Below are 26,328 nucleotides of genomic sequence, written 5' to 3'. Positions count from 1 at the left end.
TCCTACTGCTATAATGTCAAATTGTGGAGACTTCCGCAGGCTGATACGCAATAAATATAACATGAGCATACCCCCAATTTGGCAACCATTTTTTTTCCTAGGTTCCCTGACTGTCACGGTGACTGTCTCTACGATGGCTGCTGCTGAATCTCCTAGTTACCAACAACAACCCAGGAATGCTTATCCTCAAGAGTTTGTCAGCAATTATGTGAGCAATTGTCGTGAGCGATCGCAGAGGTCAGGGCTAACTCCCCAACAGGCGCAAACTATCTGTCAGTGTACCATTTTTGAGTATCAAGATCGATTTTCGATTGAGGAGTTTGTTGGTATCGTACAGCAACTTCAGGAAACTGGACAAGCCCCAGATGAATTGGTGGATGTAGCCTTAACCTGTAGTGCGAAACTGGAAAATAATTAACCCGATGATGGTAAAGGCGCTATGATTAGTCATAGCGCCCTGAAACCGTCATAAGAAGTCGAAATAACTCGCGTCAATATCCAGAAAGAAATTATCTTGAATAACGGCCAACAGTTGCCGAGTACCATCTAGGGTGGTCTGAATAATTGCCGTCCCTTGTGGTAGACTAACATTGGTAGCAACAGATAAATCCAGGGATGGAACTAATTCATGATTGGCTCTGAGTCCCCGTAACATCACCGTATCTTTTTCTGGGTCAAAATCACCGATGAGGGTGTAACCTCTTCCGGCGCGACTTATCCCCACTAGGGTATCATTTCCGGTGTCACCAAATAACAGGTCATTACCACTACCGCCCACTAGGTAATCGTCTCCCTGACCCCCATAGATGGTATCATTGCCGCCGTCACCATAAATTGTATCATTGCCCTGGTTGCCAAATAACAGGTCGTCATCTGCGCCACCGTAAATGATATCATCACCGATATCGCCGAATATGGTATCTCTACCTTCAGCCCCTGATAAGATATCATTACCCTGACCGCCATAAATCAGGTCATCTCCCCCTTGACCATCTATGAAATCATCACCCATAAATGCGTAAATGGTATCATTTCCGCCGCGACCTAGGATGACATCATTCTGATTGGTTCCAAATAACTCGTCGTCGTCGTTAGTACCAATTTGAGTAGTGGGTGGACTCAGGGGAGGCAATTGGTTAAAATGATTCTGAAGTAGGAAAACATTATTACCAGGACCACCAAATAAGGTATCTATCTCATCCGTAGATACACGGGGAGGTATAGGTATTACCGGGGTTTCCGGGGTTTCCGGGGTTTCCGGGGTTTCGGTATTGGTTAGATTTTGAATTAGGTCTTCCATGGGTATAAAAAATAAACAACAACTCGGACTTGCACTGTGTTTTCTGCTACCTTCATTTTACATCAGGAAATTTGGCAAAAAATCCGATATTTGCGTCTGTATTGTCATTTACTTGTATGACATGAACCTTCTAGCGATTAGTTAAGAAAATCTAAAATAATCTGCCTCCAAATCCAAGCCGAAAACGTCCTTAACTACTGCAATCAACTCAAAATCTCCTTGGCGATTTTGACGGACAATTGCTGTCCCGGGGGGTAATTGTTCCGGAGAAGGTTCGAGTCGAAAAGTTCCTCGGAAGCCAGTTAATTGGATGATATCCTCATCAATATCAAAGTCATCAATTAATGTATAACCAGGAACTCGACCGCTAATACCCATTAAGGTATCATCCCCCTTATCACCCAATAACAGGTCGCTACCTGTTCCACCTACGAGAGAGTCATTACCTTGCCCGCCGTAAATGGTATCATCATCCTGGTCTCCATAGATGGTGTCATTCTCTTCATTTCCATATAAGATATCTCTCCCTGGACCACCATAGAGGACATCACTACCCCTTTCGCCAAATAGGGTATCATCTCCTGGATTACCAATGAGGATATCATTACCTTGACCGCCGAAAATGAGATCATCTCCCCCTTGTCCGTCTAGGAAGTCATCTTCACCGAAACCTAGAATTGTGTCATTTCCACCCCGGGCGAGAATGACATCATTACCATCAGAGCCCTCTAAACTATCATTATTGGGTGTACCAAATTGACTGACAGCGGGACTTAGGGGGGCGAATTGGTCGCCGTGATTTCGCAGTAAAAATACATCGGACCCTTCACCACCAATGAGGGTATCGACTTCTAGGGGTTCAGGAATGATGGCCACTGGTACATCAAGGTTAGTCAGGGCGATCGCACGGCTAATTTCATGATAACTCAGATCGAGGCTACTACTGACTAAATTAATAGTATAGGGGCGATCGCCATCTGGTTCTTGGTCAGGTTGTCCGGTAACGACCACAGTTTGGGCTGTATCCCAATTATCAGGGGTAAAGATAAGTTCTGTGGGGCTAGGAATACCCTCGGTGGGGTCAGAGGTTTCTACTGCAATAATCACATCATCTGTGGGGGCATTTTCCAAGAAGACAATCAGTTCAACAGTAGACCCACTTTCCCTAGTGACCAAGGGGGAACCCGGGGCAAAATTCACCACTAAATCTGCTTGAGAACTAACTGTTACTAGAAACTCATCACTGGTGGTATCTTCTCCATCAGAAACTGTGATAGTAATAAGTGCTTCGCCGCTTTGGTCGGGGGCGGGAATAATCAGCAGATTGCGATTTTCCGCTTCTCCTGACAGGATAATTCCTTCTAGGGGAATTAAGTCAGGATTATCGGAACTAGCAGTAACGACTAATTCCGTGGCGGGAGTTTCCACATCTTCCACACTAAATGCGATCGTGGGGGCGGGGATATTTTGGAATAGGGTTTGATCAGAAATCTCCGAAATAGTTGGCGGGTTATTCGGGGGGATTTCATCATCAATAATAATGAGTTGGGCGGTATTTTGACGACCAAAAAATACATCTCCATCAGGAGAGTCTAAAATCAGATCGACGATTTCATCATCTTCTAAAATATCATCATCAACAATAGGGATAGTGAAGGTTTGCACCAGTTGACCATCAGCAAATTCTACGAGAATGGGGGAATTATTGATATAGTCATCGGGGGAAGTAGCGGTATTGTCAGCGAGGTTAACATTAGCCCTGATAACTCCTTGGCTACCGCCACTACGAATGAGGGTAATAACGGCGTTAGGAGTGGCTTCGCCGACCTCAAATTTAGCCTCAGCAAATTGAATAGTACCCACGGGGTTATCGTTATCTTCAATAACTAAAATCGCGGTGCTTTGTTGGCCAATAACTGCCCCGCCCGTGGGATTATCTAGGAGTAAGTTAACGGTTTCATCGTTTTCTATTATATCATCATCAACAATGGGAATATTAACCGTTTGGCTAAGTTGACCATCAGCAAATTCTATGGTAACTGGGGATATATTTTGATAATCTTCTGGGGCGGTAGCTGTGCCGTCAGTAATAATAAGTTCGGCGCTAACTTCCCCTAAATCTCCTTCACTACGACTAATGGTAATTGTGGCGAATGGTACACCTTCAACAACGTTATATTCCGCCTGTTCAAAGGCTAAAGTTCCGGGGGGATTATCGTTATCTTCAATGGTGACAGTAGCTGTGCGTCTTTGACCTAAGCGGGTTCCTTGACTAGGATTTAATAGGGAGACGGTAAAGGTTTCCGGGTCTTCTCGGATGTCATCATCAATAATGGGAATTCTGACAATTTGGCGAGTTTGACCGTCAGTAAATCGCAAGGTGCGGGGGGAGATATTAGTATAATCCTGGGGGGCTTTGGCTGTACCATCTCTAATTAGTAAATCGGTGCTAATTTCCCCGGCGCTACCATTAACCCTAACCACGGTGATTTCGACATTAGGGCTGCCTTCGGTGACGGTATATTCGACTTGTTCAAATTCTAAATTTCCGGGAGGATCATCATTATCAAAAATGGTGACTATAGCGCGTCTGGTTTCTCCATAACTCGCGCCGCCGCTAATACTATCGAGGAACAAATTAAAGGTTTCGGTTTCCTCAAATATATCATCGTCAACAATGGGAATACTGACGGTGCGCCGGGTTTGACCATCGGCAAATTCCAACTCAATGGGGGTATTATTAATAAAGTCTTGGGGGGCGGTAGCAGTGCCATTAGCTGCTAAAAATACGACACTAACAGCCCCGGCGCTACCATCTCGCCGTAAGACGGTGGCGGTGACGCTAGGGGTTCCCTCAGTGACGGTATATTCGACTGCATCAAAGGTAATTAGTCCGGCGGTGTTATCATCGTCTTCGATAATTAAGGTGGCGTTAGACCGCCCCAATCTTGCGCCTCCGGTAGGATTTGATAGGCTAATATCAACGGTTTCTGTGGGTTCGGGAATATCATCATCGGTAATGGGAACCCTGACGGTTTGGCTAGTTTCGCCGTCAGCAAATTGAACGACTACGGGGGAAATATTAGTGTAATCTTCTGGGGATGTGGCTGTAGCGTCTCGCAGGTTGAGGGTGGCGCTAACACTTCCCTGGTCGCCTTCAATGCGGTTAATGGTAATTAGGGCGGCGGGGGTTCCTTCGGTGACACGAAATTCCCTTTGGCTAATTTCTAGGACTCCGGGGAGGACTTCGTTATCGATAATGGTGACGGTGGCTGTACCCTGGGAACCGACTAGGGCATTAATATTACCGCCTGCTAGACTATCTAGGACTAATTCAAAGGTTTCGTTTTCTTCGACAACTGTATCATCATTGATGGGAATGGTTAGGTTGACTCTGGTTTCCCCGGGTTGGAAAATGATGGTTTGGGGGGTGTTGTCAAAGTCTTGGATACCAGAGTTGGGGTTGAGGGGAGGTGTGGCCCCGGTGGCAGTGCCGTCCTGTAGGCGCAGGGTGATAACTGAGGCGGCGCTGATATCTCCTCCCCGGTCTAGGGTGATTTCTGCCCCCTCTGGGGTGCCGTCTTCGTTAACTCGATAGCTGGCGCGGGTGAAGTTAATTGTAGCAGGGGGTTGGGCGGCGCGCGCCCCAGAAAATTCGGAGGTGTCGCCCTGGGTATTAGTGGCGGTGGCGGTGACAAAATCTCCTATTCCTAGGGCTATGGGAAGGTTGAGAACAAAGCTGGTGTCGCCGTTGTCGTCGGTGGTGACAGGGGTTTCCCCGATTAAGTCGCGACCTTGGCGGGTGGCTTGGGTATTGGAGAAAAATTGCAGGGTAAAGGTACTATTGGGGGTACTGTTGAGGTTTCCGGTGATGGTGGTAGTGGTTTCGTCGGAAAAAGCGCCGGACAGGATGGGGAAGTTTTGCCGGCTATTGGCACCTGTATCGAGATCCTGGGGGTCGTTGACGGTGATGCCATCTCTACCTAAATCAATGCCGAGTCCACTGTTATTGATGATGGCATTATTGGTTATGGTGTTGCCAGTGCCTGTTTCTACGGCGATACCGTCGCGACGGTTAAAGGCTATGGTATTGTTGGCGATCGCATTATTATTGGCGTTGATCAAAATCCCCCACCGACCATTACCTAAATCTAAGTCGCCCCTAATGTCACTACCGATAATATTCCCTTGAATTTGGTTATCTGTGGCGTTAACCCCATCTATAACTATGCCACTGAAATTTTGACCGGAGATCAGGTTGGGGTTTTCGGGGCTGCCAATTATGTTATTGGCGCTATTGGAAATTGAGATACCAAAGCCATTACCTAGGGCGGTTGTGCCTAGGCTATCAATACCGATATAGTTACCGACAATGGTATTATTGCCCTCTTCGATTAATTCGATGCCAAATTGGGAAAAGCCGTTAATGGCTAGTCCGGTGATGGTGGTGTTTCCTCCTGTTACGGTTAAGCCACTAGCCGCCCCGGCTATACTGCCATCAAGTTGGATAATTGGGGTTCCCCTAAATCCTCCCTGGGTGGTACCGTCTATGATTACTGGGTTGGTAATGGGGGGAAGGGCTGACTCTGGGCTGATAGTATAGGTGTCTGTACCAAAGTCGAAACCTGGATCAAGGATGAATAGATCGAATACAATCTGGTTGGGTTCTGATTCTACGGCGGCGTTGGAGTCCAGAATCGCCTGACGCAGAGAACCTGGCCCTTGGTCGTCGCTATTGGTGACGGTGAATGTGGCAAATATACCAGGGTAGGTCTGTTGCAGTTGCGGGGAAAATGGGACCGATGATATGATCTCACCCAGATGATGGTCTAGGGTCCAGGTTCCTCCCTTCCTGGGGTTCCCTACGGCTTGGACTGAGGCGGCGATCGCTGCACCAGTTATTTCATGCAGTCGTTTGAGGAATTTTTGACCGTGGTTAGCCGCTATATGGCAGGTGTAAAGGCAAATCTGCCGGACTTTCCATTTATGGATCTGGGGGTAGCTGTCAATGGTGCTTAGGTTGAGATGGGTTTCTCCTAGGTTGATTTGACCCGGTAAGCCGTGGGCTACTAGGTGAAGGCTACAAATGGGGTGCGGCGCGCTTTCAATGGCTGCAGTGATTTGGTCGATGGGATGCCGATCATGATCTAGTATCAGGACATGGCTGCCGGGAATTATCCCGGCGGCTAGGCTTTGGTGGTTGTCAACATTGGGGTCGATGATGACTAGGCTGGTGGATGGACTAACTTTGATCATGATCGGTTGTGGCTGGTGATGATTTTTTCCCGATGAACACGGGAATTTCTGAGAATAGGCTACAGAACCTGATCGAATTATCTTCTACATTGACCGAAATTACAATAAGATTTTTTCACAAATTGGGGGGACATTTAACGGGCTGATTTTGATGGGTATCACCCTACGGACTAGGGGTGTGTGGGGATTTTTTCCATGTCTGTTTCAGGATATCTCCGAGATTCTCTGAGTAGGAAATACTTTGATATATCGCCGGGTTTTGCCTGAGTTTCTCCTGGAGGCGATCGCTATATTGTTCCCGGAATCTTCTATTATTTCCTAAAGCGATCGCTAGTTTTATATAGCCATGTTCATCCCGGGAAACCAGCTCCGCTAGTCCCAAATCTCTCAAGATAGCCGCGCTGGCGGTGTGGTGGGGAATGATGCTATCTTTGACCACTATTGGCAAGGGGACTTGGAGAGCATCATATATTGATATTATATCAGAAACTGGGTAGGAGTCAAGATATATATTGGCGATTTTTAGACAATTTCTGAAATCACTACGGCTGAGGGATGAATCTAGGTTTAACAGCAAAAGCCGACTGGGATCTATGGACAATTTACCCAGAATTTGACTGTAGTAATTTAACCAATTTTTTTGCAGGTAATTGGCTGCGGGATTGGTTAAAAATGGAGAGATTACCATCACCGAATTTTGCACTTCCGACAAAATTTCTCCCCAAGATTCGATTAATTCTGAGGTTATATTGACCAAAGAGACAGCCGATATAAAAACTGTTGAATTTTCAGATATTCCTAAATTATCGCGTTCTAAATTAAGGCGCGGAGAAGTTTCACCGATAGCAGGACTCCAGCAGTAACCGCAGCCGGGGATAGTCAATTGCTTGGATTTTTGGATATTTGGGGAGGTAATTAAATCACCAATAATCTGATAATCTATAGAGTGAAATTCGGTGAAAACCGGAGACAAGGAAAAATTTATTTGGATTCTGGCTAGTCGGTGTAAAGCCAATAAAACCAGGGGGGTTGTAGTATTCGTTAAAGTTCCACAAATTAACACCATATCCAAATCATCACCCCGAATTAGATTAACTTGATTTTCCAGGTTATCGGGAAGTTTAATAAAATCGTGGGTATGTTGTTTACAGTAACTCTCTAGGGGGTTTCCGGTTTCATTCAAACAGTACAATTTTATCTGAAACCCCGGGGGGAGATATTCATAGGTTGACAGACTCAGCAGAGTTTCTGGGGTGGGTTTCAGGTGAGAGATAATAATTCCCAACTTGATTAATTTTCGAGAGGTTTGATGAGGAAATTCCCAGGTTAAGCTGTGGTTTTGCAATTTCATCACCAGAGATAAAATTTCGACTCGCTGACGGTAGACCGTTTCTAGGTTTTCTTGGTGAGAGAGTATGGTTAAATCAGCGGAATTTGTAAATAAAATGGCTACAGTATTCCATAACTGAGATTTTGGATATTTGATAACTCGATGATGGATAAAGTTAATCAATTTTTGCAAATACTCACCATAACGTTTAATTCCCTGGGGTTGCGGAAAATATGCGGGAACTTTTAGCCAAAATTCTACTGTGTCTTGAATTAGCCAATGGGGAAGTAAGGACAATTCGGGAAATTGTGGTATTTCATCTCCCCAACAGTAGAGTTGAAAGCTAATCAAATATTGCAGATAATTGAGATTATCAAATCCTAACTGTAGCTGAGATTTAATGGTGGCGACAAAATCGATTTCTGGTTGAGTTAAAGGATGATATTTAAGGCTGGTGTTTAATAGCATTTTATGAGATTTACCTAAAAGTCCGTTATATTGCTTTTCCAGGACAGACAAGGGTGATTTTATCCAGGTTTCGGCGATGGTTTGGCGAACTTGTCGCAATTGGTCTAAAGCTAATTTATAGGGAGTTTCCTCTAGGGGGTGATATCTTTCGGTGAGGACAAAATAGGTAGCAATTGCTAACATTCGTAGATGCTGATTGAGATGATTAAAACTAGGGTCAAAAGCTAGTTTATGATAAAACTTTACTTGGTCAGATACTCCAGAATAGGCATTTTTTAGGGTTTGCTGTTGTAGGTGTAGGCGAAAATGGGATAGGGTTTGATTGACAAATCCTACCTTATATTTAGTGCAAATTCTTAGCCATAATTCTAGGTCAACCAGTTGGCGAAGTTGTGGGTCAAAACCTCCTACGGTATTAAAGACTTCTCGACGGATTAATACTACACTAGGTTCACCAATTTTGTTGAGGGGAATTTCGAGGATATTGGGGTCAGATAATAATTCTAATCCCCATTGTACAGATTCTAGTTTTGACCAAGATTTATGGAGGTTTTTACATCCTTGATAGATTTTTATTAAAGCGGGATGTTTTGCGTCTGACTCTGACAAGATTAAACTACGCTGAGAAAAGACTAAACCTATTTTTTCGTCGGTTTCGGCTAATTCTACTAACTTTTTAATGCAGTCTGATTCGATAATGTCATCTTGAAATAGGAATTTAATATACTTACCTTTGGCTTGGGATAGACAAAAGTTGCAATTTTGGGCGAGTCCTAAAGGTGACTGATGCTGAAATAAACTAATCTGGTAGGGAGACTGGCGGCGAAAGAGTTTGACTATGGTTAAACTGCGATCGCTTGAACTATCATCAGCTATAATAACTTCTAAATTTGGATAGGTTTGACCAGCTAGACTTTTGAGGGTAGCGGCTAGGTAAGTTTCACCGTTGTGGAGGGGAATACAAACGGTAACTAGGGGAGATTCTGGGGGGTCTGATAAGGAGGAAGTTTCGGATATATTGGCTGAGGTGAAATATGATTCTTGTAACAGTTGTTGATAAGCGGCGACCATTTCCTGAAAGCTGGTTAAGCCTTGGAGGACTAGGGGGGAGTTTTTGGCGAAATGCGATCGCATTTGGGGAGACCGCAACATGGAGGCAATAGCTATGGCTAACTCCTGAATATTTTCCGGCTGATAAAATAAGGCATTTATTCCTGATTTTAGTTGTTCTTTTATCCCAAATACAGGAGTAGAAATAATTGGAAGTTGATTAGCCATAGCTTCTAAAATTACCCGGGGGAAACTTTCAACGCGGGAAGTAAAAATCAACAGATCCGCCGCTTGGTAATATTTAGCCGTGTCGGGAGTTTCGGGGATCACTTTAATTCGCTGTCGCAAATGGTCAGGAAGACCCAATATAATACTATGAAGTTTATCACTATAGGGGCTAGGGCGATCGCCTACAATAAACACCTTAATCAGCTGTTGTAATTCTGGGGAGAGGTGAGATAAAGCTAGGGGTAAGTCTTGCTGTCCTTTGCGATCGCATACCGTCCCCAACAATAGCAATACTATATCTGTGGGAGAGACATCCATCTCCTGTCTGGCTGTTTCCCGCGTCCACTGTTTCGCCTCGGCTTCCCATTTTTGGCGATTAAAGCCATTATGAATTACCGTAAAATTATGAGATCCATTCAGGGATAAATACTGATTTCGAGAAGCATCAGAAACAAATACGACTCGATAGGGTAAGCCAAAACATTCGAGTCCCCGACGCGCGATTTCTGGTCCGAAACTATCCAACCATTCAGCATAATTTTGTTGAGGTTGACTCTCATGGATATTCCAAATACAAGGGATACCCATTTTGGCGGCGCAGTCTACCCAAAAAAAGTTATCAAGAGTATTGATATAAATCACATCAATAGGATACTTACTCACCTCGGACGCTAGTTTAGTAATAGCGTTGTGGTAATCATCCAACCGATAGACATTTTGGAGGGGATGACCCCCATAAACGGTAATAGGTATTTGATGATTTTGATATGCTTGTTTCAAGATACCATCAGTCAGACAAAAAGCCAGAGGTTTAATAGCATCTTTCTTGGCAAATTCCACCGCTAAATCAAACTGATGAAGTGGCGCACCCGTCAAGTCTAAAGCATTACTAACCATCAAAACTCGCAATTTTCGAGTTAATTTTCCCATCAAAAACCGACGAGGTTGGATAACAAACTGTTCATTATCTAAAGATAGATGGGGACTATAAAATCTATCAACTTGACTCCGATATTTTTCTCTAAATGTCGCGACTTCCTGGGGGTCATCTTCCCGACCACGAGATACACCTTCTCGGTGGATTAATTCCGCATCAGGACAATAGACAGACCGCCACCCAGCCACCCACAAACGATGACAATAATCAACATCATTATAAGCAACCCCAAATTCTGTATGATTAAACCCTCCCATATTCAAAAACAAATCCCTGGAGGTGAGTAAACAAGCCGCCGTAACTCCACTATAATTTTTAGGAGTATTCAAAGACCATAGATAACCAGAGGTTAACCGAGAAACCAGTTTAAAAGCGTGACCGACTAAACCATTATGTAAACCCCAAATAACCCCCCCATGTTGTATAGTTTGATTGGGAAAAATTAATTTGGCACCCACAGTCCCAACTTGGTTGATTTGGATATATCCCATCATCTGACTTAACCAATTAGGAGAAATTACGGCTGTGTCATTATTCAGGAATAAAATATAGTCGGTATCTACCAATTTTGCAGCCTCATTCATGAGGTATGCAAAGTTAAACCTTCCGTCGATATTTCCTAACCTAACTACCCGGTGGGGGAGTTGTCGCAAATATTCTAAAGTCCCTATATCATCGCTTTCATTATCAATAATCATCACCTGATAATTATGATAGCTGGTTTTGGCGAGAGACTCTAAACAGGTTTGTAGTAAATCCCGCTGATTTTTAGTGGGAATTATGATAGTTACGGGGGGACCTTCATCAGGAAATTTAATATTAAAAATACCACAATGGGATGTTATAGCCCAAGTTTGCTGATCAACTTTCCCGCTTATTTTCCGTCGATTTAAGGCTTCTTGAATGGCATTTTGTGCGGCGATAAAACTATGGGGTTTGGCGGAACCTGATGCAGCAGTCGAACCGGGAATAACCCGCCAATGGTATAGTATAAGGGGAATATGAGCAATATTTGTAGTAATTTCTGTGGCTCTTAATACCAAATCATAATCCTGAGAACCTTCAAAACCTTTCCGCATTCCGCCTAGGCGATCGCCTATTTTTTTTCGGATAGTTAATAAATGACCGAAATACATATAAGATAGTAATAATTCCGGCGACCAGTCCGGCTTAAATTGCGGAGAAAATCGTTGTCCTTCCTGGTCTATTTTGTCATCATCAGAATAGATAATATCGGTTTCTGGGTGTTCCGCAATATATAAGGCGACCTCCCCTAACGCATCAAGGGTTAATTCATCATCATGATCTAAAAATAGCAGAAAGTCTCCGGTTGCTTGTCGGATAGCAGTATTAGTCGCCTCGCTAATATTGCCGTTTTCTTCTCTAAAAATAACTTTGATTTTGGGGTGAGTCTGACTGATATTTTCTAAAAATTCCCTAACCCCTGGATGAGAACTTGCATCATCAGCTACACAAAGTTCCCAATGATGATAAACTTGGTTAATTACACTATATATTGCGGATTCTAAAAACCTAATTGGGGGATTATAAACTGGCATAATTACGGAAATCTTAGGTAATTTATCCCCCCAGATGTTTAATCTGGCTTGTAACTCTTTTTGGGCTTTATGATTCCATTGATTAACCCGTAACCAAGCCTGATATGGTGTTAATAAAGGAGGGGTATGGGGAGGAAGAAAGGCTAAATTATCCGATTTTTGCTGATTCTCAATTCTGGCGAGTCTAGTTGCTAAAATTTCCACTTGTGCTTGATATCTCTCTAACTCAATTTGGGTGTTATGTAACCTAGTATGAGTTAGGTTTAACTCTGTTTCTAACTGTTGATTTTGACTATGCTGTTGACGGACTTCTAACCAGTCAGACATTAGCCAAGTTTGGGAATTAGCAAACCTAGGAATAGACCCCCAAGATAAATTAGGTTCAGCGTTTAAAGGGGTCGCCTTGCTGTCGAGGGTTAAATAGATATCAATAGCTTCAGGATAGAATTTTTTGATAATACTTGGACGGAAACTTTCCGAAATATCAGTTTTTAATAATTCGGGTTCAAATATATTCCCAGTTATGGGATTAAAATTAAGGTTAAATTTATGGTTAATGGCTGAGATGACAGTTTGGGGAAACTGAGTAACTTGGTGAAGGTGAATAATTAGAGAATGGTCAGGAAAGCGATCGCTAAATTCTAGGATATTTTGGTTATAATGTATCCAGGTTAAAATGGCGATTTCTGGCTGTGATATAATTAGGCTATCTGTCCCCCGTCGATAGAGAGAATCGACGACCTCCCAAGGAGACCTATAGACAAAAATAAACCCAGCATGAGGAAGTAAGTCTCGCCAAAAATCGAGAAATAAACAAGTCCGAGGTTCCTTCCATCCCCATAGGGAATTATTAGATTTTTTGGCAATAATTTCCCTAGCCTTTTTCCGGAAAATTTCAACCACGGAAATCGGCAATTTTTCCAGCCAGCCATCGGAGTTCAAATTCTGCGATCGCAAAATTTCTTTATGGAAATCGATCATCTCTAAATCCTCAAAATGTCCGCGAATATTCCCCCGACTAGACCCTAATAAACTCTCCCCCAAATTCAGACCTGCTTGCTGTAATAAAGCCGCAAGTAAAGAAGTCCCAGACCTGTGCATTCCGGTAATAATTAAAACCGGAGACTGTATAATCTTAACCATAGCGATTAATTCCCCCTCAACAAAAACTCCAGCGGCGCACAATCAAACACCCATTCTAACCCAAAATTATTAATGGTTTTCACCATAATAATATCATCAAAATTCACCGCATCCAATTTTAACCCCAAATTCCATGTTTGGCCAGAATGATTTTCCCAGTTAATTGTTTCCCGATAAATTAAGAGACTATTAAGATAAACCAAAATTTCGGAAACCTGACCACCAGGGTTAATTTCGGAAACCCAACCCCCCAATTCCAAAACCCCATCAGCGGTAAGATGACAATGTTCAATTTTTCCTATAGGATGATGATAATATCGAAAATTCTCCCAAGTCATGGTCGGATTTTTCGCCAAAATATATAGGTCTTGATACCGACAAATTCCCTGGGGTATGCGATGATAAACAGCCTGATGGTCGGAAATATCAGCAATGGTATTAGCGACAAAATTTTCGCCGACATAACTGGTTCCATATTCCCCCAAGTCCAAAGTTCTGCTTTCACTATTCAGACAAAATAATAACTCGGAATCATCAATCATTAAATGAGATGGTAATAAACTGCGATCATGGACGCTAAATAATAATAAACCGTTGGGATTAAGTAAGTTATATAACACCTTTAACCATTGGGAAAAGGTAGCTTTAGGGAGATGGCTAAAAAAGGAACAAGCCAAAATCACATCAAAACTCTGACTACAAAGATAGTCTTTTGGCTGAGAGGTAGACACAATACCATTAACGCCAAATTGTTCAACCTGAAACTTTACCCCCTCGGCATAAATATCAGAAATCCAGACTTTATCTGAGGGTATTTCTTGCACAAAAAACCTGGTAGAGCGACCATAGCCACTAGCAAAGTCTAAAAAGGCACTGATTTTATTAAACCCGCCAAAATGCCAATCAACGACTTGTTTGACGGCATCAAAAATGCGAATACCATTGCTATAATAACGAATGATAGCCCGTTCATGGCTGCCTTGATTTTGGAGGGCGAATAAATACATCTCATCCTGATTGTCAATGGTTGAATTAAAGCGTTCAGGAAACTTAACTTGATTGTTAACAAATGTTTTAATGGCTGGCATTTTTGCGCCGGATGTGCTATAATTCATGCAAGATAATCCTCAAATATTGTAATATTTAGCTGGTGGAGACAGTCTAGCAGACTGGTTAGCACATCTCAACCGGAAGGAGCTGGGTCTGGAATGGGGATCCATGGTGGAGTTGAGAAAAAAGGTGATCGGAGGTTGTAAGATAAGATAAAGCTGTTGTTAACAACCCGATTCAAGATCATGAAAGTCTATGTCTTGCTGTTCAATGCCGGGACTGATAATGAGGGAATCCACACAATTCAGATGGGCGATCGCAATAAGGTGTTAATGTTTGAGGAGGAAGACGATGCCATCCGCTTTGGTGGTTTGTTGGAAGCCCAAGATTTCCCCAGTCCCTGTATTGAGGGAATTGATGATGATGAAATCAAAGAATTCTGTCGCAGTGTAGATTATGATTGGGAGCTGATTCCGTCTGGGGCTTTAGCGATTCCTCCAGAAAATAATGTGGAGGAGTTGGAGTGGGAAAAGCAAGGCAAAACCCAAGACGAAAGGGACTCAGAGGAATCCTCAGAATTCCCATCAGACGAACTCGACAGCATTCGCCGTCGCCTAGAAGGTTTACTTTAGCCTGATCACTTGTGAAGGACCAACAGCAAAACATGACTAATTTGGAAACGCGGGGCCATTTATTGACGGAACAGGCTAATGCGAGTAGCGAAAACCTCGATCGCCTGACTTCCCTGGAATTGGTGGATTTGTTCAACCGCGAGGATGCCAGAACTTTACTGGCGATCGCCCATGCCCGCGAATCCCTGGCCCTAGCCATCGACATAACTACACAATCCCTAAAAAAAGGGGGGAGGTTATTTTACGTCGGGGCGGGTACGAGTGGCCGTTTAGGGGTGTTAGATGCGGCTGAATGTCCGCCCACCTTCTGTAGTCCCCCGGAACTGGTACAGGGGATTATTGCGGGGGGCGCAGGGGCATTAATTCGTAGTTCGGAGGAATTAGAAGATAGGGCCACAGATGGGGAAAAAGCGATCGCCCACCGCCAAATCACGGAGTTAGATATCGTCCTAGGAATTACGGCTGGCGGCACAACTCCCTATGTTTATGGGGCGCTACAAGCAGCGAAAAGCCGAGGGGCAAAAACGATATTTATGGCTTGTGTTCCCAGGGAACAAGTGACCTTTGATGCTGATGTAGATATCCGCCTTTTAGTAGGTCCAGAAATCCTGGCGGGTTCGACTCGTCTGAAAGCGGGAACTGTCACCAAAATGGCATTAAATATCATCTCAACCAGTGTGATGGTGAGGCTAGGAAAAGTCTACGGTAATCGCATGGTTGATGTGGCGGTGACGAATAATAAATTACGCGATCGGGCGATGCGTATTTTAATTGATTTAACAGGTATGACTCGCTCACAAGCGGCAGAATTATTAGAACGCAGTAATAAATCGGTGAAATTAGCCCTATTAATGTATTGGACTGATTTAGATGCGTCAGGGGGAATTAAACTGCTTGATGAATGTCAAGGACAATTGAGAGATGCGGTGTTAAAGCATCAAAAAACCATCAAAAATAATTAGCAGTCAACTATCTATTTCCAGCTTAATGGTTTCCCTCACCCTAAATCCCTATCCCCAGTGGGGGGACTTTGATATAACTCCTCTATCAATTATCAATTAATGAGTGACTTTAACCGGTCGGAATGGCATGGTATTCTTAACCTGAAATATTCCCAAAATAATGGAATTACCCAAGTAGTTAATAAGTATACGATCGCGCCCTATAAAATCCAACGCCCTTTTTATCCGCCAGGGGAGGAAATTTGCCAGAGTGTAGCATTACATACAGCGGGGGGAATGGTGGGGGGCGATCGCCTATCGCAGAACCTGCATTTACAAGCGGATACGAAAGTTTTATTAACTACGGCGGCGGCGAGTAGAGTTTATCGTAGCACGGGAAAAACTGCCAGCCAAAATGTTAAGATTAAACTAGAAAAAGGCGCTTATTTAGAATATCTGCCCCGAGAAACCATCATTTTTAATGGTGCTATTTATCGTCAAGATTTACGGGTAGAATTAGCCCCAGAAGCGACCTGGTTAGGATGGGAAATTACCCGGTTTGGTCGTTCAGCCAGGGGGGAAAAATTTATGGAGGGAGAGTGGCGATCGCACACGGAAATATGGCAAAATGAGAAACCCCTATGGATAGATAGACAATGGCTTCCTGGGGGTGAAACCATTTTAGAGAGTCCCCACGGCTTAGGAGGATGGCCTGTAGTTGCTACTCTCACCTGGGTAGGTGAACCTGTTTCCAAAGAGACCCTAAACCATGTTAGAATGCTGTGGGGTGAACACCAAAGCGAAGGAGAAGCCGGGGCGACTCAACTGTTATCAGGGTTATTGTGTCGTTATCGTGGTCCGTCTAGCCAAGAAGCGATCGCCTGGTTTACTGAAATTTGGCAGTTATTACGCCCCAATTTATCAGGAAAAAACATCACCAAACCGCGAGTTTGGAATGTTTAATAACTGGACTCATTTAAGGAGTTGTGAATGCAACTATCACCCCAAGAAAAAGATAAACTACTAATTTTTACTGCCGCCTTAGTAGCGGAAAGACGTAAAGCCAGGGGAGTTAAATTAAACTATCCCGAAGCTGTCGCCTACCTATCTGCTGCCATTTTAGAAGGGGCGCGAGATGGTCGAACTGTGGCGGATTTAATGAGTTATGGAACGACTCTATTAACTAAAGATGATGTGATGGAAGGGGTAGCGGAAATGGTGGACGAGGTACAGGTAGAAGCGACGTTTCCCGATGGTACGAAATTGGTAACAGTTCATAATCCCATCCAATAAAACAATCACTATTTAATTAACTATGATTCCCGGAGAAATAATCGTTAAACCAGGAGAAATCGAACTTAATTCGGGTCGCGAAACTGTGAAAATCAATGTAGCTAATACAGGCGATCGCCCCATCCAAGTCGGTTCTCATTTCCACTTTTACGAAGTCAATCCCGCCTTAGAATTTGCACGGGAAACAGCTAGGGGAATGCGGTTAAATATCCCCGCTGGTACAGCCATCAGATTTGAACCCGGAGATAACCGGGAAGTCGAATTAGTGACTGTAGCCGGAAGTCGTGAAATTTACGGTTTTAATGGGTTAATTAATGGCACATTATCACCCGAAGTTAAGCGGGAAAAACGCAAAAAAGATAAGTCCAAAAAAAAGCCTAAGTAAATCTGGTGAGTTAACCCGCCGCCAGCTTGAAAATAGCTATATTGTGATTAATTAGGAGCCAAAAATGAGTTATCGCATGGATAGACAAGCCTACGCGGAAACCTTCGGACCGACGGTAGGCGATCGCATTCGATTAGCCGATACAGAACTATTTATAGAAGTTGAAAGAGACCTAACTACCTACGGAGATGAGGTCAAATTTGGGGGTGGTAAAGTAATTAGGGATGGTATGGGACAATCTCCCATTTCCAGGGAAGATGGCGCGGTTGATGTGGTAATTACTAACGCCCTAATTTTAGACTGGTGGGGAATTATTAAAGCTGATGTAGGTATTAAAGACGGTAAAATCTGCAAAATTGGGAAAGCCGGAAATCCCTATATTCAAGACAACGTTGATATTATTATTGGTCCGTCTACAGAGGCGATTGCTGGAGAAGGTAAAATCCTAACTGCTGGCGGAATTGATAGCCATATTCACTTTATTTGTCCCCAGCAAATTGAAACAGCGATCGCCTCTGGAATTACCACCATGTTAGGAGGTGGGACTGGACCCGCCACCGGAACTAATGCCACCACCTGTACTCCCGGACCATGGAATATTCATAGAATGCTACAGGCGGCGGAAGCCTTCCCCATGAATTTAGGATTTTTAGGGAAGGGAAATAGCGCCCAACCCCAAGGCTTAGTTGAACAGGTAATGGCGGGCGCAATGGGTTTAAAACTTCATGAAGATTGGGGAACTACACCAGCGGCGATCGATGTTTGTTTAACAGTTGCGGATAAATATGATATTCAAGTAGCTATTCACACAGATACCCTGAATGAGGCGGGCTTTGTAGAGAATACCATAGCCGCCTTTAAAGACCGGGTAATTCACACCTACCACACCGAAGGCGCGGGGGGTGGTCATGCGCCAGATATCATCAAAGTTTGTAGTTATAAAAATGTCCTGCCTTCCTCCACTAACCCCACCCGTCCTTATACTGCAAATACCCTAGAAGAACATTTAGATATGTTGATGGTTTGTCACCATCTCGATCGCCATATTCCCGAAGATGTCGCCTTTGCCGAGTCCCGCATACGTCGGGAAACGATCGCCGCCGAAGATATCCTTCACGACCTAGGCGCATTTAGTATGATAGCCTCGGACTCCCAAGCTATGGGAAGGGTAGGAGAAACCATTATCCGCACTTGGCAAACCGCCCATAAAATGAAGGTACAAAGGGGGTTATTACCATCCCCAGAAAATGCGGCAGAAACCCATGATAATTTCCGGGCTAAACGCTACATTGCTAAGTATACCATTAATCCTGCTATTGCCCACGGAATTAATGATTATGTCGGTTCCGTTGAAGAGGGTAAATTAGCAGATTTATGTCTATGGAAACCGGCATTTTTTGGAGTTAAACCGGAAATCGTGATTAAAGGGGGGGCGATCGCCTGGTCACAAATGGGAGACCCCAACGCCAGTATTCCCACACCCCAACCCATTTATATGCGTCCGATGTTTGCTAGTTTTGGAGGCGCGATATCTGCCACATCCTTAACCTTTGTTTCCCAGGCTTCTTTAGAGGGTAAAACTATGCAAAAACTGGGTTTAAAAAAAGCCACAGTTCCCGTATCTAATACCCGCCATTTGAGCAAATTAGACATGAAATTAAACGATAGTTTACCCCAGATCGAAGTAGATCCAGAAACCTACGAAGTCACGGCAGACGGGGAACTACTAACCTGTGAACCCGCCACAGTTTTACCCATGGCGCAGCGGTATTTCTTATTCTAACTTCACCCTTTAGGCAAGGTTGACAAACTCTCCCAGAAGCAGGTAGAATAAATTAAGATAAGGTGGCAACGATCGCACAGTTACGTCCGTTAGCCTTAGCGCGATATAAAGCCCCATCAGCCGCCTTGATTACAGCCATTGGGGTAGTTCCATGTTGAGGAAAACAAGCAACTCCTATAGAGGCGGTGAGGGTGTTTAAATTTTGACCGTTATGGTTGAGATGGAGTTGGCTAATAGCAGTGCGGATAGCTTCAGCCCGATCGCAGATAGCGGGTAAAGACAATTCTGGCATAATTAGAGTCATTTCCTCGCCGCCATAGCGACAAGCAATATCTGAACCGCGCACACTGTTTTTCAATACTTCAGCAACCACCCGTAAGACATAATCCCCTGCATCATGACCAAAGGTGTCGTTAAACTGCTTAAAATGGTCTATATCTAGCATGATCACACCAATGGGGTGCTGTTGACGTTGGGCGCGGAGAATCTCTTGATTAAAGGATTCTTCCAAATAGCGGCGGTTAAATAATCCAGTTAATGGATCTCGGATACTCTGATTTTGGAGGGTTTCTCGGAGGTTTAAATTAGCGATCGCTAAACTTAACTGTTCCGATACAGTGCGGGCTAATTGCTGTTTTGGTTCAGATAAAGCCGTGGCGGTTTTGGTAGCTAGATAAAATAATCCCAAAGTTTCCCCCTGAGCTACCATGGGAATACAAAGGGTAACCGCCAATTCTGTAGTGTTTTGGATATGCTGACACCGAGGACCTGAGCGTTGATTTCCTACTTCATAGGGACGACCCCGGCGCAGTCCCCAACAATGCTTAGGGTCAAAATCAACTGCTGAATGTAAATCAGACCCCCACCGAGCCACATTTTCAACCCGGTTGTGGGAACTACAGGTTCTAAACAGACCACCCGAACACTCAGGGAAGAGAGGTAGCACTAGGCGGGCGATCGCCTCATAAGCCTCATCGACATTGTTACAAGCCTGCAAAAATTCGTTAATTTCACCCAAAATCACCATCTCTTGGTGACGCTGCTTGAGATCATCTAACCTTTGTTCCAACTCTTGATTAACTTGTTGGAGAGCCTTTTCTGACTGTTTAGTTCGGGTCACGTCCCGGAAAGTGACCGCAAAACCATCCCCCAATTTAACCGCCACATTTTCAAACCAACAGTCAATGCCATCATGTTGATAATGAAACTCATACTGGAAAGGTTCGCCGGACTCCACCACTTGGACATAGGCATCAAATAAACCATCAGTTTTATTTCCCGGCATTTCTTCTAATAATTGTTTACCGATTAATTTTTGAGGCGATCGCCCCACCAATTTGCCAGCCGTGGGATTAGTCAACAACCAGATAAAATCCACTATTTCCCCAGTCTCATCCCGCAGAGAACGAAAAGCCATAATCCCATCAAGGGAACTATTTAATACACTAGCCAACTGCGCCTCAGAAGTTTGTAAAGCCTCCTGTATTTCCACCATGTGGGTGATATCTGTCACCAGTTTAATGCAGCCGTCATATTGCCCCATATCATCAAACAAAGGTGTAGCAGAAACCAAAGCCCAGACCACTTTACCATCACGGTGGCACAGCTTGGCGCGATGTTGACCCATTATACCCTGATGACGCTGGTTTAGATAAATTTCAGCCATCGAAGATCCTTCTGTGTCGATCAAATCTAGGAAAGACATTCCCAGCATATCCGTGACAGAATAGCCTAGCATTTTTGCCATTTGCTGATTGACAAAGCTGGTGTGATCTGTCTTATCTAAAACCCACACTCCCTCCTGGGTGGTTTCAATAATGGTGCGATATTTGGCTTCACTGTATTTGAGGGCTAATTCAGCCTGTTTGCGATCGGTAATATCGTAATTAATCCCCGTCATGCGTACAGGTTCACCGTCACTATGGTGCTGGACTATGCCTGCCCCTCGCAACCAACGCTTGATTCCATCGGGTCTAACAATACGAAATTCTACATTAAAAAAATTATCTTGGGCTATGGCTGCTTTGATAGCCTTTTCAACCTCGGTAATATCATCTCGATGGACGAGATTAGCCCAGTCTTGATAGACTACTTTACGCGGCCAACCTTGCAACCCAAAAATCTCATACATCCGCTGATCCCAGTTTACCGTATCTTTGAGATCCCAATCCCAAGCCCCAATTTGACCTGCTTCTAGGGCGAGGGAAAGGCGGGTTGACAGGTTTTGTAATTGGGCTTCCGCTTGTTGGCGACGGGTGATGTCACGGGCTGCTGAATATATGCGATCGCCAACTGCAACCGATCGCCATTCTAACCAACGATAGCACCCATCTTGGCAACGGTAGCGGTTGACCAAATTAATCACTTCCTCTCCTAATCGCAATTTTTCTATCGTTTCTAGGGTCTTTTGGCGGTCTTCTGGATGTACATAATCCATAAACTGTTTGCCTTCCAGTTGTGCTATTGGATAACCTAGGGTTTTTTCCCATTGGCTATTCAAACGCAAAAAATGCCCCTTTGTATCAGCAATAGAGAGTAAGTCTAGGGTGACGGAAAAAAAGCGATCGAGTTCTTCTGTTTTTTCCTGTAGGGCTATCTCGGCTTGTTTCTCTTGTGTAATATCCTTCATAAAGCAGTGATGCCCCAACAACACCCCCTGGGCGCTATAGTTAGCAATCATCATCACCTGCTTATAAAATACTGAACCATCCCGGCGCACACCCAAAGCGATCGTTTCCACTTTCCCCCGATGCAGCATAATCTGATACTTTTCTTCTAGTAACGGGATATCATCGGGATGAACTGTGTATTGCCAAGGTTTGCCGATCATCTCTTCTGGTTCATAGCCACAGATACCCGCATAAGCTGCATTGACCTTGGTATACCGACCTTGGGGATCTAGTTGGGAAATGCCAACTACTGCATTTTGTAGGGCTTCGTTTCTCTGCTTTAGTTGTTGATTCAGTTGGGAAAGTTCTGCAGTTCGGGCTACTACTTGCTGCTGTAGTTCCGCTTTGGTCTTTTTTAATTGGGCTATTAAATTCGCTTGATTTAGGGCTATGCCTACTTGAATGGCTATTTGTTGTAAACCGTCAATTTCTGGCTGTTCCCAAACTCTGGGTTCCGTGCAATGATGGGCAACTAATAATCCCCATAAATCCGATTCCTGAAATAGGGGAATTACTAGGTTGGCTTCCACTTGCAAGTTCTGCAAAAATTCCCGGTAGCAAGGGACTAAATCCGCTGTGCTAACATTGGCGATCGCTCTAAATTCTCCCTCGCTATATAATGGTTTGCCCAACTCTAGAAAACAGATGTCTTCTACAATATAACCCTCTAAGGACCACCTCTCATCCTCTACCGCCTCTACCACAATGCCACCATTCCCATGCAAGTCGATTTCGTACAATAAAACGCGATCGCATTTTAGTAATCTTTGCACCTCATCCGCTGTGGTCTGTAGAATTTCCTTGAGTTTCAGCGATCGCCGAATCCGCAGGGCCATAGTCGCGATGATATGATCCCAAGTCTGTCTGATTTCGTAGCTGTCGCGCAGTTCCTGACAACCATTCCTTACCTGGTCGGCCCATTTACTATTTAAATCTCTGAAGGGTTGATTATTCATCTGTATTAGCAAATGCCTTGAGGGCTGACCTGATCGAAAAAAAGTCTATACAATGGCAATCATGGCAATAATTTTAATATTTGTAATAATTGTAACTGATTACCTCCAAAAATTAAAATCCCTCCTCCCTCAGTGGCGATACTTGCTTTTTTTAGCGGCTGATGCTATCATATTATATAATGCACATATACACTAAATTATTTTTTTGGGAAAATAACCATTATCTAAGATTATGTAAATATGATATCACTAATCGCCGCCGCCTGTCAACCCCTCTGGCCGATTTCGGCGGGCTATTTTTTAAAAAAATTGACCAAAAAATCAACCCGAGATAATTTAACTGTAGAATAGAAGCAGGGAAGCCACAGGAGGAAATGATGATAATTAACCTAATTTGTAAGTTTATTCAAATGGTCAATTCATGCACCTTGTCGGCGAGTCTTTCGGGTTCTCCGGAGAGAGGAAATAGCAAAATATTAGGGATGTTAGGATTATCAATCAACTCGGGCAATCGATTCAATTGTCTCTCGGTAATGGAAATACCATCAGAGGCTTCGACATAGACCATTTCATCATCAAAATTTTCTTCAGCATAAACCTGGATAAAAAAGCGATCGACCCCCCATGCTTCTAGGTCTGCGGCAAAATACTGTTTTGCCCAATAGGGGTTATGGTGGCAGATATCAAAACTAACTGAGGGGTTAGCGGCTTTCATTTGTGCAATCATATTGCGGACAAAATTAGTTAATTTAGGAGTGCGATCGATTTGACCGGGTAACTCATCATGATAACCCAAATAATCATCCCATTGTACAGCATCAATGGTGGGGTATTTTTGGACAAATTCAACCACAATATCAGTAAAAAATTGAGCAACTTCTGGGATACCCACATTCAAGACATAATGATCAACTCCTGGGTGAGTGCGATCGACTCCTGGGACGATCCAACCTCTCTGGACTGCCCAATCAAAGGCGTGACTATTTTCATCTATTTTAATGCCTTTTTCAAAGTAAGCATGAACTTCCATGCCGTGTTTATGGGCTTCATCAATCAACCAATCAATCCATTCTTCTTCAAACAAATTTTGACAGCTACTATAACCAAATTTTGCCTGCATTACTTGACTTTCATACATGGTACAAGCGTTACCCCATACCCCATGAATAATGGTATTAATACCGCGATCGCGATAGTAGCGAACCCTAGCCCTAATGGTTTCTTCGCTAGCGTTATTTGTGGCTTGATAACGACTTAAATAAATGCCTCTAATGGGTTTACCTTCCCAGGTATTGAGTGGGGATGATGGTATAGGGGAAGGTGGCTTGATGGTTGGTGATTTGGGTGGCGTTTCCGGTTGGGCTTCCGGTTGTGGTTGGGGTTGTGGTTTCGGTTCAGGATTGGTAGTCTGAGGAATTTCTGGAATATTGGGTAAAGTAGGCGGTGATTTATCAGTGGAAGTTGCCCAAGTATTCAAAAATGGAATATCGGCGATAATCTCATGATTTAAAAACCGACTAATTTCCAAGTTATCTCGCTGTGTAAATAGCCAATAACCTCCACCTAAAAACAGCAGAATTACTGAAAAGGGAATACTGGCACATCCACAGCCTCCAGGTTCTCGTTTTTGATTAGACATGATTTGTTAATGAGTGCGAAACTACTTGAGAATATCGGCGATACTTTAATTATTACCTAAAAACCTGATTTCTGCCAACTGGCTATATTACTTAGGGTCTGTGGGTTGGCTGAAAATGATGGTAATGGCGATCGCATGATGTATAATGGTAGAGTCCAAGTGTGTCGCTGGATTAGGGATACCTGCATACAGACCGTTGTAGAAGCTGCTACAGGTTGTTCGCTTCAAAGATTCCCCTCACCCTCAATCCCTCTCCCACCCGGGTAGAGAGACGAGTGAAGACGTATTGCATAATTACTGAAAGGGCTGTATACTTCGGATTTAATCCGGAAAAGATTGGCAACAACCGTAAAGTACCATAATCCTATAGCTAGGAATACTAACTGAATCGCTGAATACTCAAAATTTAGTCTTGAAGGTTTGGGGGGGGATAAAAACAACTTCCGATAAATGTCAAGCTAAATTGATGCGAAAGCAACAGCAAAGCAATTATTTTTAATATGAAAATACTCTCTAACTGGCAATACAAAGTTCTGATATTAGTAGCTATATGCTTGGCAAGTATTTTGATTTTTCCCCCCTCAGTAAAAACTCAAGATGCGCCCATTTTTGTATCTTCAGAATCTCTAGTAAATCTGGCACAATTAAGCAGTGCTGAAACTTCGCCTGATAGTAATAGTTGGGATTTAGACTTGACTGAAGCTGGGGCAGATTATGATATTATTGAACTGCAAAAACGCTTACAAGAAAAGGGGTATTATCTAGGGGCGATCGATGGCATTTATGGCGAACAAACCCGAGAAGCTATTTCTAACTTTCAACTCAGTATAGGCTTAGAAAGCACTGGTATAGTGACTCAAGAAACCTGGGAGTCTTTACTAGGAAATTCTGCGGCAGTTTCCCAGGAAAACCAGTCATTAAACTCTATGTCGCCAGACTTGCAAAAAATCATGGATAGAGGAGAGTTAATCGTCGCGATAAATCAAGAAGATTCGCCGCCTTTTTTTGCGGAAGATGCCAACGGTGAATTAATCGGATTAGATGTGGCGATCGCCAGAGAAATTGCCCAAATTATCGGAGTAAAAGTTAGGTTAGACCGCAGTGCAAAAACCTTTAATGAAGTGGTCAATATGGTTTATCAAGGTGATGCAGATATGGCGATTTCTAAACTGAGTCAAACCTTAGAAAGGGCAAAAATTGTTTCATTTTCTCATCCCTATTTAACTATGCGCCATGGTCTCTTATTAAATCGCCTGCAATTAACTCAAGCCACAAGAAATAAAGATTTAGTTGAGTTTTTGAGAGATTTTGAAGGAAGGATGGGTGTGATTAATGCCTCTTCTTATGAGAGATTTGCCATAGAAAAATTTCCCAAAGCTACCATTATCAGATATTCCAATTGGGAGGATTTAATTAGAGGTGCAATGAGGGGAGATATACTAGCAGCATACCGGGATGAGTTAGAAGTTAAAAAGATTCTAATTAATTACCCCAATGTGGCTTTGAATTTTCAAACCGTCGCGTTAACAGATAGCCAAGATCTGATCGCGATCGCTTTACCGTGGTCTAGTAATCACCTGTTAAAGTTTGTGAATTTGTATCTGACAATGAACGAAAAACAATATACAGTTAATCAGTTATTAGAAGATTATTCTGATTTGTTAGTGTCCCCCTCTCAGTCTCGTCAACTCAACTCACAAAATTAACAA

15 protein-coding genes are annotated in these 26,328 nt (G+C 43.5%); 8 read left to right on the top strand and 7 right to left on the bottom strand.

Annotation, left to right across the window (positions count from 1 at the left end):
• Positions 1–61: 61 nt before the first annotated feature.
• Positions 62–418: a hypothetical protein gene (locus NLZ44_RS18935; protein ID WP_493750781.1), complete on the top strand. Its 357-nt coding sequence runs from the start codon at positions 62–64 to the stop codon at positions 416–418.
• Positions 419–466: 48 nt separating this feature from the next.
• Here the strand turns inward: NLZ44_RS18935 and NLZ44_RS18930 are convergent, their stop codons facing one another.
• The 4 genes from NLZ44_RS18930 to NLZ44_RS18915 all read right to left on the bottom strand — a co-directional run bounded on the left by NLZ44_RS18930 (position 467) and on the right by NLZ44_RS18915 (position 14,386).
• Positions 467–1,300 carry a calcium-binding protein gene (locus tag NLZ44_RS18930; protein ID WP_493750780.1) on the bottom strand — a complete coding sequence of 278 codons (834 nt, stop codon included), beginning with the start codon at positions 1,298–1,300 and terminating at the stop codon, positions 467–469.
• A 141-nt stretch (positions 1,301–1,441) separates the two neighbouring features.
• Complete coding sequence (locus NLZ44_RS18925) at positions 1,442–6,556, bottom strand: Calx-beta domain-containing protein (protein ID WP_493750779.1); 5,115 nt, start codon at positions 6,554–6,556, stop codon at positions 1,442–1,444.
• Positions 6,557–6,719: 163 nt separating this feature from the next.
• Positions 6,720–13,271, bottom strand: coding sequence for a glycosyltransferase (locus NLZ44_RS18920; protein ID WP_493750778.1), 6,552 nt, complete (start codon positions 13,269–13,271; stop codon positions 6,720–6,722).
• Positions 13,272–13,276: 5 nt separating this feature from the next.
• Positions 13,277–14,386 (bottom strand): methyltransferase, encoded by a 1,110-nt coding sequence (locus NLZ44_RS18915; RefSeq protein ID WP_493750777.1) that lies wholly within the window; start codon positions 14,384–14,386, stop codon positions 13,277–13,279.
• A gap of 180 nt (positions 14,387–14,566) precedes the next feature.
• Here NLZ44_RS18915 and NLZ44_RS18910 point away from each other — a divergent pair, with 180 nt between their 5' ends.
• The 6 genes from NLZ44_RS18910 to ureC all read left to right on the top strand — a co-directional run bounded on the left by NLZ44_RS18910 (position 14,567) and on the right by ureC (position 19,355).
• Positions 14,567–14,953 carry a DUF3110 domain-containing protein gene (locus NLZ44_RS18910; protein ID WP_006625993.1) on the top strand — a complete coding sequence of 129 codons (387 nt, stop codon included), beginning with the start codon at positions 14,567–14,569 and terminating at the stop codon, positions 14,951–14,953.
• Positions 14,954–14,985: 32 nt separating this feature from the next.
• Positions 14,986–15,915, top strand: a complete 930-nt coding sequence (murQ, locus tag NLZ44_RS18905; protein ID WP_315642784.1) for an N-acetylmuramic acid 6-phosphate etherase — start codon at positions 14,986–14,988, stop codon at positions 15,913–15,915.
• Between the two features lie 99 nt (positions 15,916–16,014).
• Positions 16,015–16,857, top strand: a complete 843-nt coding sequence (locus NLZ44_RS18900; RefSeq protein ID WP_493750776.1) for an urease accessory protein UreD — start codon at positions 16,015–16,017, stop codon at positions 16,855–16,857.
• 27 nt (positions 16,858–16,884) lie between these two features.
• Positions 16,885–17,187 carry an urease subunit gamma gene (ureA, locus tag NLZ44_RS18895; protein ID WP_006619200.1) on the top strand — a complete coding sequence of 101 codons (303 nt, stop codon included), beginning with the start codon at positions 16,885–16,887 and terminating at the stop codon, positions 17,185–17,187.
• A 22-nt stretch (positions 17,188–17,209) separates the two neighbouring features.
• Positions 17,210–17,572 carry an urease subunit beta gene (locus NLZ44_RS18890; protein ID WP_006625996.1) on the top strand — a complete coding sequence of 121 codons (363 nt, stop codon included), beginning with the start codon at positions 17,210–17,212 and terminating at the stop codon, positions 17,570–17,572.
• 64 nt (positions 17,573–17,636) lie between these two features.
• A complete protein-coding gene (ureC, locus tag NLZ44_RS18885) occupies positions 17,637–19,355 on the top strand; it encodes an urease subunit alpha (protein WP_006625997.1) in 1,719 nt (572 codons plus the stop codon).
• A gap of 52 nt (positions 19,356–19,407) precedes the next feature.
• Here the strand turns inward: ureC and NLZ44_RS18880 are convergent, their stop codons facing one another.
• The 3 genes from NLZ44_RS18880 to NLZ44_RS18870 form a co-directional block, all read right to left on the bottom strand.
• The gene (locus NLZ44_RS18880) at positions 19,408–22,980 is read right to left on the bottom strand and encodes a PAS domain S-box protein (protein WP_493750775.1); all 3,573 of its coding nucleotides are present in this window, start codon (positions 22,978–22,980) and stop codon (positions 19,408–19,410) included.
• A gap of 406 nt (positions 22,981–23,386) precedes the next feature.
• Complete coding sequence (locus NLZ44_RS18875) at positions 23,387–24,619, bottom strand: family 10 glycosylhydrolase (RefSeq protein ID WP_008050418.1); 1,233 nt, start codon at positions 24,617–24,619, stop codon at positions 23,387–23,389.
• Positions 24,620–24,706: 87 nt separating this feature from the next.
• On the bottom strand, positions 24,707–24,847 hold the full coding sequence (locus NLZ44_RS18870) for a hypothetical protein (RefSeq protein ID WP_157234388.1): 141 nt from the start codon (positions 24,845–24,847) through the stop codon (positions 24,707–24,709).
• Between the two features lie 272 nt (positions 24,848–25,119).
• On the opposite strand from NLZ44_RS18870, the gene NLZ44_RS18865 reads away from it, so the two are divergent.
• Positions 25,120–26,325, top strand: a complete 1,206-nt coding sequence (locus tag NLZ44_RS18865; protein WP_493750774.1) for a transporter substrate-binding domain-containing protein — start codon at positions 25,120–25,122, stop codon at positions 26,323–26,325.
• Positions 26,326–26,328 lie beyond the last annotated feature (3 nt).

The sequence above is a fragment of the Arthrospira sp. PCC 9901 genome, assembly GCF_059013425.1.
This window is presented reverse-complemented; position numbering and strand designations above follow the sequence as displayed.